This window comes from Desulfomonilaceae bacterium (genome assembly GCA_041662605.1).
GTDB lineage: Bacteria > Desulfobacterota > Desulfomonilia > Desulfomonilales > Desulfomonilaceae > CAJBEZ01.
The window spans coordinates 13,164-28,840 of sequence record JBAZSD010000015.1 but is presented as its reverse complement, the minus strand read 5'-3'; the positions used below and the strand labels follow the sequence as shown (position 1 = coordinate 28,840).

The window sequence follows — 15,677 nt, the reverse complement described above, 5'->3', positions numbered from 1 at the left end:
TCAGTCTTCTATTATTTTTCCCATGGCAGGCAGATTTAAGCCTTCCAGACCGGGAATCCCCACCGGGAGCGCAATCAACCCACTGCAAAGCGTCGGGATAATTCTCACGGGAAGCTTCAACGAAACTTCTCCTATGATTAGTTGCGCTATGTGTCCATTGTCTTTGCCTAAGGAAGCGGCGTCATGTCCGTTCAAGCCGACATAAGGATGAGGAATCCTCTGTGCGATAGAATCCCCACGCGAACTGAGTTCTTCAGAGCCGAATATGTGAAACGACTGGATCACGAGCCATTCGGTATTGTCAAATCTGAATGCATCTGGAACTTCCCGGAAATAAGCGCCATTGCCGGTAATCGATGGTCCGATGAGGCGTTTCCCGGAATCTCCGCCTATAGAAGGCCCGGAAATCTCTTTTTGATACTTGTTCACAGCTTGGCATGAATTCCATGAGGGGGCCCAGAACCGTGGGTTAACAGAAGCCGGAGGAATACCGGGGTAACCCTCCATTGAAAATGACAGGGGCGATTCAAGATCGTCAGTTGGTTTAGGTTCATGAACGGATATATTTGCTCGCATAGCAGTTCGTCCACTATACCGATGGGGCTGACGGGGTATTTTCTGCCCAACCATTCGGAAATTCGCTGGTGGAGATACCTCGGCAAGGTCTTTAAAGATAGGGAATTCTTTCTCAATCTCTTCGGCGACATTTTCAATAGTGGAATAATTAACGGCAGAATCTCTACCGAGCGCTGTCATCACTTCCGAGATCCATCGGTAGCTTTCCTGAGTCTGACCTGCTGGCGGCATAACGCTAAACTGACGCTGACATCTTCCCTCACTGCTTACCAGTGTGCCAGTGGTCTCGGCAAAGGTCCCAACCGGCAACATTAGATCGGCTTCTTTGCCGGTTCGGTTTAAGATGTGGTCGATCACTACAACGTGTTTGCACTTTGCCAGAACGCCCTGAGCCAAATGGGTTTCCGTACGTCTGAAAAGGTCATTCTCAAGGATGATCAAACTGTCAGCCTCGCCCGAAAGGACTTTTTCAAAGCAGTCCCGCATGCTAAGTCCGCCAATAAGGCCCAGCCCGAAAGTATTACACTCAGGCAATGTGTAAGATAATGCGGCCGTCCTTCCCGCTCTATTCAACGACCAGGCTATGTTTGCCGCAGCCTGAATTATGGACAGGACTCCACAACTCGTCCCGGAAACTATCAAGGGTCGCTTTGAACTTTTGAGGACAGCGCCGATGAGAGCGGCGAATCTTGTGAGTTCCTCCGGCAAGTCTAATACCGGCGGGGAGTCTGGACCAATTTCGTGAGCGATCTGGTAACCCAGTCTGGCTACATCATCAGGCGCTGCATGCAGAGTTTGCGCCGCAATGTCATCCAGTCCGGAGCCCATGGGACTCACAATGTACAAAGGCCCCTTTTCGGCTTGAACAGCCTGCCGGACGGACGCGTCAGCCCAACGGGGGATCCTTAACCTGTCAGCTATATCCATTGGTTTTTCGCGAACTGACTGGCGCAGAGACAAGGCCAACCGAGGCGCCACGTTGGTAACATCCTCGCCCAGAATCAGGATGGCGTCGCACAATTCAACGTCCCGGAGCGAAGGAGAATAGGTGGGGCCATTCTGGAGAATGTTGATTATTGCTGAGACGAGCCTCTCTTCATTCTCCGACATACCGCCGCAGAAATTTTCAACCCCTACAAGCTTTCTTAAAGAAAAATTCCCTTCCAGTGTGGCCCTGGGAGAACCAATGCCAAGCGTGTGGACGCCATCCATCAAGATTCCTTTAAACAGGCCGAGAGCTTCTGTCTTTTCAACAGGCTTCAACAAGGTGTTGGACCGGTCAAGGTTATGTCTTGACAGTGGTTGACGGATTCGGTCGGGACTCTCAACAAATTCATATCCGAACCGACCGCGATCACAGAGGAAATAACCATTCACTTCATGATTGTATTTATTAAGGATTCTGCGTAATGAGCCATATCTTTCGCCTACTATGATGTTGCAGCCCAATCCGCAATGTGGACAAATTGACGGAGCTGTCTCCATGTCCCATTTGCGGGTGTAATGTTTCCTCAGCGTTTTGTCCGTAAAGACCCCAGTAGGACAGACTTCAACCAGATTTCCACTAAATTCGTTCTCAAGGATCCCATCATTGCATCTGCCGAAATAAATCCGGTTGTTGATCCCAAAAACGTTAAAGTCTCTTCCTCCGGCGTAATCCCGATAAAACCTGACACACCTGTAGCACTGGATGCAGCGGTTCATCTCGTGATTTATAAAAGGCCCCAAATTCTGATTTAGATAGGTCCTCTTTTTGAACTGATATCGCCGATATACGTGACCGGACATTACCGTCATGTCCTGTAGATGACATTCCCCTCCTTCATCACAGACAGGGCAATCGTGGGGATGGTTGATCATCAGCCATTCAATGACCCCGGCTCGAAACTCCCTGACATCGTTGTCATCAATTGAAATTCTCGTTCCTTCATCCGCCGGGGTCATACAGGACATGACAATGTGGCCGCGGGTATCATTCTCATCACGGAATTGCTTTACCGCGCACATCCGGCAGGACCCGACGGAGTGCAATGCAGGATGCCAACAGAAATAGGGGATGTTGAAGCCGAGGGAAAGGCATGCGCTAAGGAGATTTTGTCCTTCGGGAACTTCATAAGGGACATTTTCTATGTAAATTTTGGCCAAGTCTTATCTCCAGGGACAACGCTTCTCAGTGATATGCCGTTCAAAGTCTTCTCTGAAAAACCTTAATGCGCTTTGCAGCGGTTCCATGGCTCCTGGAGCCAGAGCGCAAAAAGTTCGGCCAGGCCCGAGCAATCTCGTTTGAGATTCCAGGATCTTCAGGTCATTAAATTCGCCCCTACCTTCTTCAATGGCCTTTAGAATCTGGGCGATCCAAGGCAATCCCTCCCTGCATGGCGTGCACCATCCACAGGATTCCCTGGCGAAAAAGCTTTCCAGATTGTGAACCATTCCAACCGGGCATGTATGATCGTCGAGCGCTATCATTGTGCCTGTGCCGAAACGGCTCCCGGCTTTTTGGACTGAATCAAAATCCATCTGAACATCAAGGTGTTTTTCAACCAGAAACTCGGTCGATCCCCCGCCAGGAAGAATCCCCCGGAATCTTACCCCTTCACTCATGCCGCCGGCGTGTTCTTCCAGGATTTCCCGGATGGTTGTTCCCATTGGGAGTTCCCACGCGCCGGGCTTTTTTACTTTCCCACTGACGCCGAAAATCTTAGTCCCCCCGTCCTTACATTTGCTGAGGCCCTTGAACCACTCGGCTCCATTGTTGACAATGTGCGGAATGTTGCAAAGCGTTTCAACATTGTTCAGCAGAGTCGGCATGCCCCAGAGTCCGGACTCGGTTTGACGGGGTGTTTTATATCGAGGGACAGCTCTGTTGCCTTCAAGAGAATTTGTCAAAGCTGTCCCTTCACCGCAAATGTACCTGCCGGAACTGACATGCAACCGCAATCCAAAGTTGAAGCCTGATCCTAGAATGTTGAATCCCAGATAACGCTTCTCATACGCTTCGGCGATGGCCCTTTTGAGACGTGTTGCCGCAAGGGTGTATTCAGATCTTATGAAAATGTACCCGACTTCGCTGTCGACTACATAGGCGCATATTATCATCCCTTCAATCAATTGATGCGGGTTTCCTTCAATTAATATTCTGTCTTTGAATGCCCCGGGCTCCATTTCGTCCGCATCGACTACTACGTACCTTGGCCTCGGGCTGTTTGAGACAGACGGCACGGAACTCCATTTCAGGCCGGTAGGGAAACCGGCTCCGCCTCTTCCTCGAAGGTTAGAATCCTTGACTAGTTGTAGAATGTTTCCTTGGGTAAGAGATTTGAGAGATTCACGCAGGGCGCTATAACCTCCCACTCTCTCATATTCTGCAAGGTTAAGAGGCTCTCTGTCTGTGTCTATATAATTTGTAAGAGGTCGGTCCATCTGCCTGTCTATTCGTAGCCCTTGAGTATTTTCTCGATCTTGTCGAGAGTGAGGTCACCATGCAATGTTCCGTCAATCATGATGGCAGGAGCCCGTTCACACGCTCCAAGACACTGAATTGGCAACAAAGTGAAACGACCGTCCGGCGTCGTCTCTCCGAACCCGATGCCCAGCCTCTTTGTGATATGAATAAGAATATTCTCGAACCCCATTATCCAGCAGCTTACGCTGTCGCAAACGAGAATTACGTGGCGTCCAACCGGTTTTCGGTAAATTCTATTGTAAAAAGTGGCGACCCCGTCTACCTCTTCAACGGTCAAGCTGAGAAAATCGGCTACCGCCCCGAGACTTTCGTCAGAGACCCATCCGTGACGCTTCTGAACTATTTCCAGGGCCTCGAGAATAGCGCATCGCCTTGTAGGGCATGCGTCGATCCCACACTGTATCTCCGATTTTATCTCATCAGAAAGCATTTACAATTTTACCTGTCCACATCCGCCAATACGTAATCCACACTCCCGAGGATCGCGATTAGATCAGCTATTGTTAATCCTCTGGTGATGGATGGGATCATTTGGAGATGGGCGAAAGATGGCGTCCGAATTCTAACGCGGTATGCCATAGTGTTTCCATCACTGATCAGATAATAACTGTTGGCTCCCTTGGTGGCCTCGATTCTAAAGCACGCCTCGCCGGGTGGGATTACCGGTCCCCAGCTTACACTGAGAAAATGTGTGATGAGGGTTTCGATGTCCTTCATCGTGCGCTCTTTACGGGGCGGAGTAGCGAGAGGATGATCTGATTTGTAAGGGCCGGCGGGCATGTTTTTCAGGCATTGTTCGATGATTCTGAGGCTCTGTCTGAGTTCTTCTACTCTTACGACCGCTCGATCGTAACTATCACCGTTTTGAGCCGTCGGCACATCAAATTCCATTTGATCATATCCTGAATAGGGCCTTTTCTTGCGGAAATCCCAATCGAGCCCGCACGCCCGTAAACCCGGACCAGTTACGCCCCAATCTATAGCTTCATCTAGACTGTAGGCGCCGACACCTTGAGTCCGCGCCTTGAAAATCCGGTTTTGCATGACCAGCTTGTCGTACTCATCCAACCTGGCCGGAAAATAGCCGATGAAATCTTTGATAAGCCTGTCCCATCCTTTGGGAAGGTCCTGGGAGACTCCTCCAATTCGAAACCAGGCCGGGTGCATTCGTCCCCCTGTAATAGCGGAAACAATTTCGAATACCCGTTCCCGATCGTTGAACATATAAAAAACCGGTGACATTGCGCCCAAATCTTGCGCAAAGGTCCCGTACCAGACGAGATGACTCGCAATCCGAAAAAATTCAGCCATCATAATTCGAATCATCTGCGCTTTTTCAGGCGCGTTAATCCCAGCAAGAGTCTCGACGGCCTGAACGTAGGCGAAATTGTTCATCACTCCGCCAAGATAGTCTATCCTGTCTGTATACGGGATGAATGTATGCCATGATTGTCGCTCACCCATTTTCTCCGCGCCCCGGTGATGGTAGCCGATGTCCATAGCCGCGTCCGCTATTTCCTCTCCGTCTAGCGCAAGAATTATTCGAAGTAACCCGTGAGTGCCTGGATGCTGAGGGCCGAGATTGAGAAACATGAAATCAGTGTCTTCGCCACCGAGTTTCATGCCCCATTCCTCGGGGTGGAACTGCAAAGCATTTTCCAGAAATTCAGCCTTGTCCTCGGGAAGCTGAAAAGGCCCCATTTCGGTCGCTCTTGCTGGATGTTCCTTGCGCAGAGGGTGGCCTTCCCATGTTGGTGGCATAAGAATTCGCTTGAGATGTGGGTGTCCTTCAAAGCGGATTCCGAAGAGATCCCAGATTTCTCGTTCGTACCAGTTGGCTGATTGCCAGATATCCACAATACTGCTAAGGGAAGGGTGTTCTCCTGTGAGGGGCGTCTTGAGCCGGATGTCGGCGTTGCGGTCAAATGACAACAGATGATAGACAATCGTAAAATCACTGTCCGGTTGGTCGTTTCTATGTGTACGAAGCCTCTCGTCTATGGCGGTCACATCGTAAAGCATTCTGTATGGCCTGGGAATGTCCACTTTCAAATAGCGCAGGACATCACAAATTCTGTCCTTTGGCGTCCAGATAGTCGGGACATCATCAAGGGTAACCTGTGGCGTAAATGTTTGTTCGCCGAATTTGAGTCTCAATTCATGGAGGATATCTGTGTTTTTATCCATAAGATTTGAGGAAACGCTCCTAAAGCTCATCAGGGAACGGAAGCGTTGTCATGCGCTTCCTTGATTCTCTCTTGAGATCCCGCATTGACGGTTTTTGCGGACGAATTATATCCTGAGGTCCCACGAATCGACTAAGAGGGCGACGCTCTTCGCCCACTGCGCTTTGCAAAAGCGTTAAGCCTTCAAGAAAAGCGTCTGGTCGGGGAGGACAACCCGGCACATAAACATCTACAGGAAGGAATTTGTCCACCCCCTGCACAACGCTGTAAATATCATACATCCCACCGGAATTGGCGCAGGACCCCATGGAAATTACCCAGCGGGGCTCCATCATTTGCTGGTACATCCGTCTGATTATTGGGGCCATCTTGATGAAAACGGTTCCGGCGATTACCATCAGATCCGCTTCACGGGGAGTCCCTCGAAGGACCTCAGATCCGAATCGGGCGACGTCGTACCTGCTTGTAAATGAGGTGGCCATCTCTACGTAACAGCATGACAGGCCGAAGTTAAAAGGCCAAATTGAGTATTTGCGGCCCCATGCGACTAGATCTTGCAACTTTGTAAGGATAACGCTAGCCTTTACAACCTCTTCAACCGAAGTTTCAGCCTCATAGGCGCCACCTTTTCTGTCCATGGGATCCTTTCGACTATGTTTACGTCTTGAACTGACCGAGTGTTTGGTTCTGGAAAAACCTAACTGTTTTCAGCCTCAACTCGATCGTCCGGTGTTTCCGACTGAGGACGAAATGTCCAATGGATCTAGTCTGCGCTTGCTGCGTAAATCAAGCGCACCCACACGCCAAAGATAGATAAGAGAGACAAAAAGAACAGTAATGAAGATCAAAATTTCGATGTACCCTAGCCACCCCAGTTCACGAACCGCAACTGCCCAAGAAATGATGAAAAGAGTCTCGAGATCAAAAATTACAAAGAAAACCGCTATTAAATAAAAGGGCGCATTGAGACGGACATGAGCGGAGCCTGTCACAACCATGCCGGACTCATAGGGATCGTCGGTAGTTCTCTCTTTGTGACTCTCTCCTAAAAGATACGAAACCCCGATCATTATGGCTGCAAGGGCAATGGCGGAAAAGAAATAGAGGGCCAAAGGCCACAAGCCCGAATTTAACAAAATTAGGTCTCCATATTCTTGTCCCAAGATGATTCCCCCGATCGTTAAATATAACAATAAAACAGAAAATTCCGGAAATCAATTTGTTAAGAGGATTTCTTAACCGCCAACCCGGTAATGATTTTTCGGAGACTTTTGCTCAACACTCGCGAACAGCCCCCTTTTTCACAAACCGGAACGCACATAAAAAACCCTGACACAATGTTGGTTTATGGGTAAATTAACTGTCCCTGGGAGGTGACGAGTGAGCCTGGGGTCATCTCGTGAGGGATTGCCTGTTTTCTGCTGAGGATATGGATCACGTCTACACCATGGCCAACCAGATAATCACTCAACAGGCGCCGGTGGCATCGCCAATACACGGCTTCTGCGCACATACACGCCGTAATGGATTCCGACGCTGTTTCAAGCAGTTCCTGAACACCATCTACAAAATTATCAGTCCCCATGTAATCAGCATAGCTCCGAAAACTTGAATTGGTTAGTCCGATATTCGGGGACTGAAAGTCCTTCCGGGAATGACGTAAACCCCCGAGTTTACGCAACCACAGGTAACGGATCCCATTTTGAGGCAGAAAGCTCTCCAGGTTTTCTCGATTGAAACCAGGAAATTTTTTGGAACCGGGGAGGCTGCGAATATCAGCTAATGCCTCGACCCCAAATGTTTGCAATAGATCTACCAGCTCTTCCAAAGACCGGCTGGAATGCCCGATGGTATAGATTTTTAAGGAGCGTTCGGTCAGAAGCTGAAAAATATTAAGTCTCCCCGTCATTCGGGACTAATTAACTGTTTTCAACGCTGCTGAAATGTTCACGGTCGAAGGTTGTGTCCAGGGGAGCGTCTCGGGTAATACGTTTAGGGCTCGTTGTTCGCTGGAGTCAACGAGAGAAACGCTCTTCAGATATCGTTGTAACTGAGAAATTAACCTTCCCTGACCTGATTGAAGCAGTTTCATGTATTCGGCAAAAAGCTCACTCGTAAAAAATTCCCTGTAATTAGATCTTTCAATTAGCGCTGTGTAAGTTTTCACAAAACTTTCAAGTTCAGGGGTGTTGGCAAGATACCCAAAAACGCGATTGACAAGTTCACGATCCAGCTTGGCCGAGAAATTGGTAGATAATCCCGATGGGCGGGCTACCTCTAGGAGTTGCTTTTCCGTGTGATAACAATTCTGAATGTTGCATTTAAGCGACTCAATGTCTCGGATCTGTGTAATCACCTGATAGATCTCTTTATCCATTGTTGAGTTGGTCTCAGCGGATAGAGAGAGCGTTGAGGACAAAATCATCATGCAGAGCAGCGTCAATAACCAAAAGGGTTTAATATTATTTTTCATCTGGTTACCCCCTCATCCCATAGGGCGCTTTTGCGGCCAAAGCGCTACTTCGGGTAGCCACAGAACTGTTTTTGAAATTATCATTCACGGAAAATCCCCTTGAAAATGTAGCCTTAAGTGAACTAACCTATGAGTTTCCGAATTGTTGTAGCCTTGTTAATTCTTTTCCTGATTGTTTCATTTTCATCAACACGTCGCGTTTGGTGGCGTCAACCAGGCCTCTACCCAGAAAAAGGCTGTCTAAATCGCAGTTCCGGACATACTCAGAAAAAGAGCGGGTGTATGGGTGTTCGGCCCCCAACAGAGACGAGATACAAGCAATGGCCTGTTGCCTCCATTTCTTGAAAGTTATTTCATCAAAATCGCTATCGACAACCTGATATCCAGCCTCAATAAGAGAAGCGAAAGCCTCATCATGAGGAAGCGGCGCTCCATCCAATTTCATAGCAGTCTCCTTTCTCACCTAATTAATAGCCCTGGTCCAAGGTTCCCAGCAGAGACAACTCTCCATGCTTCTTTTCTCGAGCCATTGAAATGTTTTAATTCTGAGATATTGGAAAGCCGCCACATGGTAACCCCTTGCCATGCGAGCCCTCTGGAAAATGCGACAGCCCGACCTTTCGCGACCATTCCCAGAAATGCGCGAATAGACACCGATCAAAAAGCACAGAGCATATACAATTCGTCTGTTTTAATTTTATTAGCAATACATGTGCCATACAGATGATGCCTGTGTGGCTATTCACAAAAATGGAAATAAAACCGATGAGTTAAAAATGTGAGATGTTAATTGTAGCTCAAACGGGGCGGTACATTAGGCAATAAGAATATCTCAGTGAGACGTCATTCTTGTGGCAGATTCGCACAAAAAGATTGAATCTGCCAAGTTATTTTATGATCTTAACGGGTTATCCTGTGTGCGACTAACGCTCCGATCAACAGGTTAACTACTCAGCTTCGCACGTTCATGCCGAGTTTTTGTATCCAGCGCCTCAACGTATAACGGGAAACCCCCAAATAAGACGCTGCCAATTCCTTTTTGCCCTTTGAACGCGTTAGAGCTTCCTCGATCATTGAGCGGCTCAAATTCTGCATTGAATCGGCTAAGGTCGAAGTATCGGTGATATTTAAGACTTTAGGCGGGGATGAAACAGCGTCACAAGGACCAGTTCCCTCAATATCCACCTTTATGATTCCCCCGCCTGACAGGATTATCGCACGTTCCAGGACATTTCTAAGTTCCCTGATGTTGCCGGGCCAGTGATAATTGTAAAGCTTGGCCATATCTTCGGCCGTCAGTTCCGGCGTAAAGCTCATTTGAAGGTCTTTGGCCAGGATAGACAGCAACTGCGCAACCAGGATCGGCAGATCTTCGGTTCGTTCCCTGAGAGGTGGAACTTTTATCGAGAGCACATTCAAGCGGTAATAGAGATCAGCGCGAAAACGGCCAGCCGATATTTCATATTGGAGATCTCTATTTGTGGCTGCAAGTATACGAGCGTTAACTCGTATTTCTTGTTGTCCTCCCACACGGGTAAATGTCCTGGTATCAAGAAAGGTGAGAAATTTTGCCTGAAGCGCAGGGGAAAGTTCTCCGATTTCGTTAAGTAACAGAGTCCCGCCCTCAGCCAGTTCCAATAGGCCGCGCTTGCGTCTCGCTGCTCCGGTAAAGGCTCCTGCTTCATGCCCAAAGAGTTCGGATTCCGCGAGTTCTGCCGGAACAGCGGCGCAATTGAGAGAAAAATAGGGTCCCGAAGAATAGCTCGATCTCTCATGTATATATTTGGCAAGGTAATCTTTGCCAACCCCACTTTCGCCCAGGAGCAGGATGACACTTTTTCCGGACGCTGCGAACGCCGCCTGCTTAAAAACGGACCTCATAACCGCTGAAGGATATTCCTGCGGCTCAAACTTTGACGTATCCTCATGCCTGTTCAGATCAGTTACGTCTCGAAATATTCCACAGACCCCTATGATCTCTCCGGAATCGTTATGTAGGGGTACCCTGACCTCATGGAAAGTCATGGGCACGCCTCTTGTTTCTCTGGTGCTTATCTCTTCAATCGATTCCCCTTGCAACACTCTCGCTTCAGCCTCTTTAATGTATTGAGCGGCGTCTTTTTTAACAAAGTCCTCAGCGGTCTTTCCCAAAATCTCGGATGCCTGAATGCCAAGAAGTGTTAGCATAGAGGGATTGACATGTGTATATCTCAATGAGACGTCCTTGATGAAGATGAAGTCCTTAGCGCCTTCAAAGATGGCCCTAAAACGCTCCTCACTTTTCTTTAGCTCTTCGGCGGCCAGCTTTCGCTCCATGATTTGCTTTTCGAGTTCTCCGTTGGCTGTTGACAGTTCCGCCGTACGTTCCTCAACCCGTCTTTCCAACTCGTCCTTCGCTCTGATAAGGTCTAATTCCATTCGTTTGCGCTCTATGGCGTAACGTATGGATCTGAGCAACAGGTTTCCATCCACATTGCCTTTGAATAAATAATCCTGCGCTCCCCTTTTTACCGCCTCAACAGCTACAACTTCATCTTCCTGGCCAGTGAGCACGATGACTGGAATTTCAGGAAACTCAGAATCAACGCGAGTTAACGTTTCAATACCATGACTATCGGGCAAATTCAGATCCAGAAGCACCGCATCAACGCCACCTTTCCCGAGACGGGCTAATCCCGAAGTCAGACGGGATTCACGCTGGATATCAAGGTAAACGCCCTCACAATCCAGGCACATTTCCTTAATGAGGCGGGCATAGGCTGCATTGTCCTCTATCAGCACGATTTTTAGCTGATCTTCCAGCATTTCAGTCCCTCGGAGGAAGTTTTACGACGGTGAGCCAGAACTGTTCTATGTTTTTTACCACTCCTATGAATTGATCCAATTCCAATGGCTTGGTGATGTAACAATTCGCGTGGAGGTTGTAGGTCTTTACAATGTCTTGTTCAGCTTCCGAAGAAGTCAGTATCACAACAGGAATACGCTTGAGATTATCGTCGTTCTTAATCTCTGCGAGCACTTCCCGACCGTCCTTTTTTGGCAAATTCAAGTCCAGGAGTATAAGTTCAGGCCTCGGGGCCTTGGTATGTTTTCCTTCTCGCCTAAGGAACGCAAGCGCTTCAACTCCGTTGCTCACAACACTCAGGTTGTTGAGTATCTTCCCTTCCTTGAGCCCCTCTTCCGTAAGTCGCACATCGCCGGGGTTGTCTTCGATCAACAGTATTTCAACGGGCTTCAAAATACACTTGGCGTCCATTTCTGCCTCGCTTGTCAGGACTCTGAATCCTGTCTGGGAATTGTGAAAATGAAAGTGGCTCCGTGGTCCGGCTCTGATTGAACCCAGATGCGTCCTCCGTGTCTTTCCACGACTTTTTTGCAAATAGCAAGACCTATGCCTGTCCCTGGATATTCATCACTACCGTGCAACCTCTGAAATATTTCGAATATTCGATCCGCAAATTTCGGGGCGACTCCTATGCCGTTGTCCCGGAACGAAAAGAGCCAATTGCCGTTATTGGGTTCCACGGAAATATGAATCGATGGGGGCTCATCCTTCCTGAATTTCAACGCGTTGTTGATGAGATTCTGGAACAACCGGGTAAGTTGGACATCGTCCCCGATTACAGTGGGAAGATGGTCATGAGTTATCGTGGCGCCGTTGTCCTCAATCAACAGTTGAAGATGTTCGAGGACCTCAATTAATAGCTTTTCGCAGTCAACTGGCCCAAACATCTTGCCGTGAGTCCCCACCCTCGAGTATTGCAACAGGTCATTAATTAGCATCTTCATACGTTTTGCGCCGTCCACAGCGTACCCTATAAAATCATCGGCGTCCGGGTCAAGTCTTCCCTTGTAGCGGCGTTCAATAAGCCCCATATAGCTCGATATCATTCGCAACGGTTCCTGCAGATCATGTGAGGCTACATAAGCGAACTGTTCTAATTCTGCGTTGGAACGTTCCAATTCATCGTGAGACCGCCGCAATTCCTCTTCGGCTTTTTTTCTGGCGGAAATGTCTTCAGCGAACACGAAAATTCCTGATTCTCCCTGATAATTGATCGGAATCCCTGACACGCTCACATCCACTATTCCACCGTCAAGTCTGATGAATTTCTCCTCAATTTCCGGGGTGGGTATACCTTCGTTTTTGATCTCTTCGACTCTTGATCTAGCGATCTCACGATACTCGGGGCTTATTATTTCCAGTACGTCCTTTCCGAGTAAATCTCTCTCATGCTTGGCTCCCAGGAGTTTCACCCCGGCTGGGTTTATGAAGACCCACTTTTTATTGACATGAACACCTATCATTTTAGGCAGAAACTGAACCAGCCTTCGATAGCGTTCCTCACTCTCCTGGAGCTTCTGTTCAGCGAGTTTGCGTTTAGTGATATCGACACCGGCGCAGATAATATTCTCGACATGGCCTTCATTGTCACGTATGGCGGTAAATGACCCCGAAATTAAACGAAGACCACCATTCTTTTTCAACCAGTAATATTCACGGTCATGAACTGAACTGCCGGACTCAAGCTCGCTGAAAGCGGCCTTTATTTCGTAGGCCTGTTCAGGGACCAGGAAGAGATCCCCAAAATACCAGTCCCGAGCCTCTTCGAGAGAATAACCGGTTACTTCTTCGCAAGCCCTGTTAAATCTCACTATTCTTCCAGCAGGGTCCAGCACGGTTACCAGCGCTCCAGTGGTATCAAGAACTGTGGAAACGAAATTCCTTTCCATTTCCAGGCGATCCTGCTTGACCCGCACTTCCTTGGAAAGAAGAACAAGGGGCTTGGTCACGCCAGTTTCTACAATCGCCTGGTACAGCAGGACGAATGAAACAATTTTCAGGTAATGCCCGATCAAATTGTAGAAGTCATACATTTGAACATAACGGGTCAATACCAATTCCTGTGCGATGGTCACGATTATCGACAAGGCCACCAGTTTCAAAACCCTCTTGTCGAAAGAATCTTTATGTTTGAGCAGCAAAACCAAAGCGACCACAAGAATGGCGCAAATGACGTATTCTGCTATGACCTTGAAGGGGGTGAGCCCAACACCTTCGACGAAACATACTGGAAAAATTTTCCAGTAAAATATAGACGCTAGCAGGAGAGCCGACAGAACCGTCAAAACCGCAAGTAGAATTTCAATCCGCAGGCGTCGTTTCAAAAATAACGGAGCTATCATCAGGGAGCAGCTCTCTATGGAACGAGCGCAGAGCCAAAGTTGCGGCGAAAGGTTTGGGCCATACTGTGGGAACACTCCCATGCCCTGATAACCCAGGGTATGCAACAAATCAAAGCCCGCCACAAACAGGTAAGAGACTCCGACAAGAAGAAGATAGTTGTTTTTCAGGACGTGTCTTGAAGCCCAGGTGACTGCAAACATTCCCCCGACAACGGCGATGCTGAATAGTTCTGCGATACTGTGAAACAAGAGGTAATTATCCATTCGGACAATGTACAGAGCCGCGAACGTTGCCACGCCGAGAACGATGTCACGATAGATGTCAGTTTTGGATGACGCCTCTTGCATCGGATTTGTCCCCGACACGTTATCTTCGAGCTAGATGAGGATAATAGCCTTTAGTTATCTGTAAAAGATCAAATATAAACAATCCTAAACACAAACGCACAGCTTGAGTAAAGGATTTTTTGTGGGATCAAAAATTGCTAGGTTGACTTGAAGATCGAAAGCACGGGATCGAGACTCTAGGCAGAAGCCGTAATTAGTCTTGTTTCGGACAGGGTTTGGCAACCTCTATAGCAATAAACCATCTCTTCTGGCCTTTTTCAGTTCTAATTTCATTGAGTATGGGACCCGCTGAAAGAAGATGAATCTTTTCGCCCTTTTTCAGCACTGCGATTTTTTCTTCCAAGGATAATCTGGTGAGTTTTTCCATCTCCTGATTCCTGAGCATCATATTCGCCATCTCCCATGTTTGTTGGGAATCCGCAATCAAGGCGTCCTCAGTAACGACGTAGCAATCAGATTCGGCGTAAGCCGACCCAATGAGGAGACAACAGCATACTATACAGGTAATAAAATTCTTCATCGAGATGTCCCGGGTATAGGAGTCGAAATTCAGTTAACCGATATATTTCATAATAAAAGGAACCGGCCTGGCGCTCACGCCTGACCCTTCCACGAGTGACAAAAGACATAAATCATATTCCTGTTCGTAACGAAAGAGAAAAATACGTTACAAAATGCTTCTGCATGCGGTTTGACAGTCGCGAAAAAAGGCGCTAGGCTTGTAACAGGTGTATCCGGAGCGTCCGACATTTTCGAAATCCTGGGGGTTGACCTGGATTCACCGTTAACCCAGGCAGAACGATGCCTCGAAAAATATGGATTTTGTTGTCTTCCCGGTTAGGCGTTTCTGAAATCAGGGTGGGCCCGTCTCATTATGTCGATGCGTTTTACATCGGCCTTCAACATAATTGGCCGCCTCAATGGAGCGAATTTGGAACAATCACTGCAAAAACTCGTAGAGTTCGCCAAATCAAGAGGGGCGTTGGACGCAAAGCCTATCGCCGCCAGCGATATTGTTTTTGACCCGCGTTCAATACTAAAATGTCGTTTTGGATGTAAACGTTGGGGGAAATACTGGACTTGCAGTCCCAATATAGGCATTTCTATTGACGAGTTCAAAAAGGCCCTACAGTGCTATCGGAATGCGATAATTCTGAAATCTGCAGAGCCCAAAGCTGCCCAGGAAATAACTTTGGCAGTGGAAAAAGAAGCAATCTTGGAATATGGGGCTGTGTTCGCTTTTGCATTGGTTTTGTGCGTCCAGTGCGAAGAATGCGCTTTTCCTGAGCCATGCGGATTTCCTGAAAAGGCTAGACCATCCATGGACGGTTTAGGAATAGACGTGGTCAAGACTGTAGAGTCCCTGGGGTTCAAGGTGGAATTTGACAAAACGGGAAGTCTGTTGCCGGCCTGGTTCACCATGGTCCTTGTTGACTAAACA

General features: G+C 48.1%; 14 protein-coding genes. 1 reads left to right on the top strand and 13 read right to left on the bottom strand.

Annotated elements, in window-relative coordinates; all coding sequences use genetic code 11:
• The 13 genes from nuoG to WC647_12430 all read right to left on the bottom strand — a co-directional run bounded on the left by nuoG (position 1) and on the right by WC647_12430 (position 14,756).
• Positions 1 to 2,721: an NADH-quinone oxidoreductase subunit NuoG gene (nuoG, locus tag WC647_12490; protein ID MFA6223123.1), complete on the bottom strand. Its 2,721-nt coding sequence runs from the start codon at positions 2,719 to 2,721 to the stop codon at positions 1 to 3.
• A gap of 3 nt (positions 2,722 to 2,724) precedes the next feature.
• Positions 2,725 to 3,999, bottom strand: coding sequence for an NADH-quinone oxidoreductase subunit NuoF (gene nuoF / locus WC647_12485; GenBank protein MFA6223122.1), 1,275 nt, complete (start codon positions 3,997 to 3,999; stop codon positions 2,725 to 2,727).
• 8 nt (positions 4,000 to 4,007) lie between these two features.
• The gene (nuoE, locus tag WC647_12480; GenBank protein MFA6223121.1) at positions 4,008 to 4,472 is read right to left on the bottom strand and encodes an NADH-quinone oxidoreductase subunit NuoE; all 465 of its coding nucleotides are present in this window, start codon (positions 4,470 to 4,472) and stop codon (positions 4,008 to 4,010) included.
• Between the two features lie 8 nt (positions 4,473 to 4,480).
• The gene (gene nuoC, locus WC647_12475) at positions 4,481 to 6,229 is read right to left on the bottom strand and encodes an NADH-quinone oxidoreductase subunit C/D (GenBank protein MFA6223120.1); all 1,749 of its coding nucleotides are present in this window, start codon (positions 6,227 to 6,229) and stop codon (positions 4,481 to 4,483) included.
• 19 nt (positions 6,230 to 6,248) lie between these two features.
• A complete protein-coding gene (locus tag WC647_12470; protein ID MFA6223119.1) occupies positions 6,249 to 6,866 on the bottom strand; it encodes an NADH-quinone oxidoreductase subunit B family protein in 618 nt (205 codons plus the stop codon).
• A 75-nt stretch (positions 6,867 to 6,941) separates the two neighbouring features.
• Entirely contained in the window at positions 6,942 to 7,391 is a 450-nt protein-coding gene (gene ndhC / locus WC647_12465; protein ID MFA6223118.1) for an NADH-quinone oxidoreductase subunit A, read from the bottom strand.
• Between the two features lie 182 nt (positions 7,392 to 7,573).
• Positions 7,574 to 8,137 (bottom strand): DUF488 domain-containing protein, encoded by a 564-nt coding sequence (locus WC647_12460; protein ID MFA6223117.1) that lies wholly within the window; start codon positions 8,135 to 8,137, stop codon positions 7,574 to 7,576.
• 6 nt (positions 8,138 to 8,143) lie between these two features.
• Complete coding sequence (locus tag WC647_12455) at positions 8,144 to 8,701, bottom strand: hypothetical protein (GenBank protein MFA6223116.1); 558 nt, start codon at positions 8,699 to 8,701, stop codon at positions 8,144 to 8,146.
• 127 nt (positions 8,702 to 8,828) lie between these two features.
• Entirely contained in the window at positions 8,829 to 9,146 is a 318-nt protein-coding gene (locus WC647_12450) for a hypothetical protein (GenBank protein ID MFA6223115.1), read from the bottom strand.
• A 506-nt stretch (positions 9,147 to 9,652) separates the two neighbouring features.
• A complete protein-coding gene (locus tag WC647_12445) occupies positions 9,653 to 11,506 on the bottom strand; it encodes a sigma 54-interacting transcriptional regulator (GenBank protein ID MFA6223114.1) in 1,854 nt (617 codons plus the stop codon).
• A gap of 1 nt (position 11,507) precedes the next feature.
• On the bottom strand, positions 11,508 to 11,957 hold the full coding sequence (locus WC647_12440; GenBank protein ID MFA6223113.1) for a response regulator: 450 nt from the start codon (positions 11,955 to 11,957) through the stop codon (positions 11,508 to 11,510).
• A gap of 14 nt (positions 11,958 to 11,971) precedes the next feature.
• A complete protein-coding gene (locus WC647_12435; GenBank protein ID MFA6223112.1) occupies positions 11,972 to 14,236 on the bottom strand; it encodes an MASE3 domain-containing protein in 2,265 nt (754 codons plus the stop codon).
• Between the two features lie 193 nt (positions 14,237 to 14,429).
• A complete protein-coding gene (locus WC647_12430) occupies positions 14,430 to 14,756 on the bottom strand; it encodes a hypothetical protein (protein ID MFA6223111.1) in 327 nt (108 codons plus the stop codon).
• A 354-nt stretch (positions 14,757 to 15,110) separates the two neighbouring features.
• Between WC647_12430 and WC647_12425 the strand changes: the two genes are divergently transcribed.
• Complete coding sequence (locus tag WC647_12425; GenBank protein ID MFA6223110.1) at positions 15,111 to 15,674, top strand: DUF2284 domain-containing protein; 564 nt, start codon at positions 15,111 to 15,113, stop codon at positions 15,672 to 15,674.
• Positions 15,675 to 15,677: the final 3 nt, after the last annotated feature.

Bases quoted from the DNA above. Each gene is read 5' to 3' on its own strand.
- WC647_12440 (MFA6223113.1), bottom strand. From the start codon at position 11,957: ATGGACGCCAAGTGTATTTTGAAGCCCGTTGAAATACTGTTGATCGAA.
- WC647_12425 (MFA6223110.1), top strand. From the start codon at position 15,111: ATGTCGATGCGTTTTACATCGGCCTTCAACATAATTGGCCGCCTCAAT.
- nuoC (MFA6223120.1), bottom strand. From the start codon at position 6,229: ATGGATAAAAACACAGATATCCTCCATGAATTGAGACTCAAATTCGGC.
- WC647_12435 (MFA6223112.1), bottom strand. From the start codon at position 14,236: ATGCAAGAGGCGTCATCCAAAACTGACATCTATCGTGACATCGTTCTC.
- WC647_12450 (MFA6223115.1), bottom strand. From the start codon at position 9,146: ATGAAATTGGATGGAGCGCCGCTTCCTCATGATGAGGCTTTCGCTTCT.
- WC647_12455 (MFA6223116.1), bottom strand. From the start codon at position 8,701: ATGAAAAATAATATTAAACCCTTTTGGTTATTGACGCTGCTCTGCATG.
- WC647_12470 (MFA6223119.1), bottom strand. From the start codon at position 6,866: ATGGACAGAAAAGGTGGCGCCTATGAGGCTGAAACTTCGGTTGAAGAG.
- nuoF (MFA6223122.1), bottom strand. From the start codon at position 3,999: ATGGACCGACCTCTTACAAATTATATAGACACAGACAGAGAGCCTCTT.
- nuoE (MFA6223121.1), bottom strand. From the start codon at position 4,472: ATGCTTTCTGATGAGATAAAATCGGAGATACAGTGTGGGATCGACGCA.
- WC647_12445 (MFA6223114.1), bottom strand. From the start codon at position 11,506: ATGCTGGAAGATCAGCTAAAAATCGTGCTGATAGAGGACAATGCAGCC.
- WC647_12430 (MFA6223111.1), bottom strand. From the start codon at position 14,756: ATGAAGAATTTTATTACCTGTATAGTATGCTGTTGTCTCCTCATTGGG.
- WC647_12460 (MFA6223117.1), bottom strand. From the start codon at position 8,137: ATGACGGGGAGACTTAATATTTTTCAGCTTCTGACCGAACGCTCCTTA.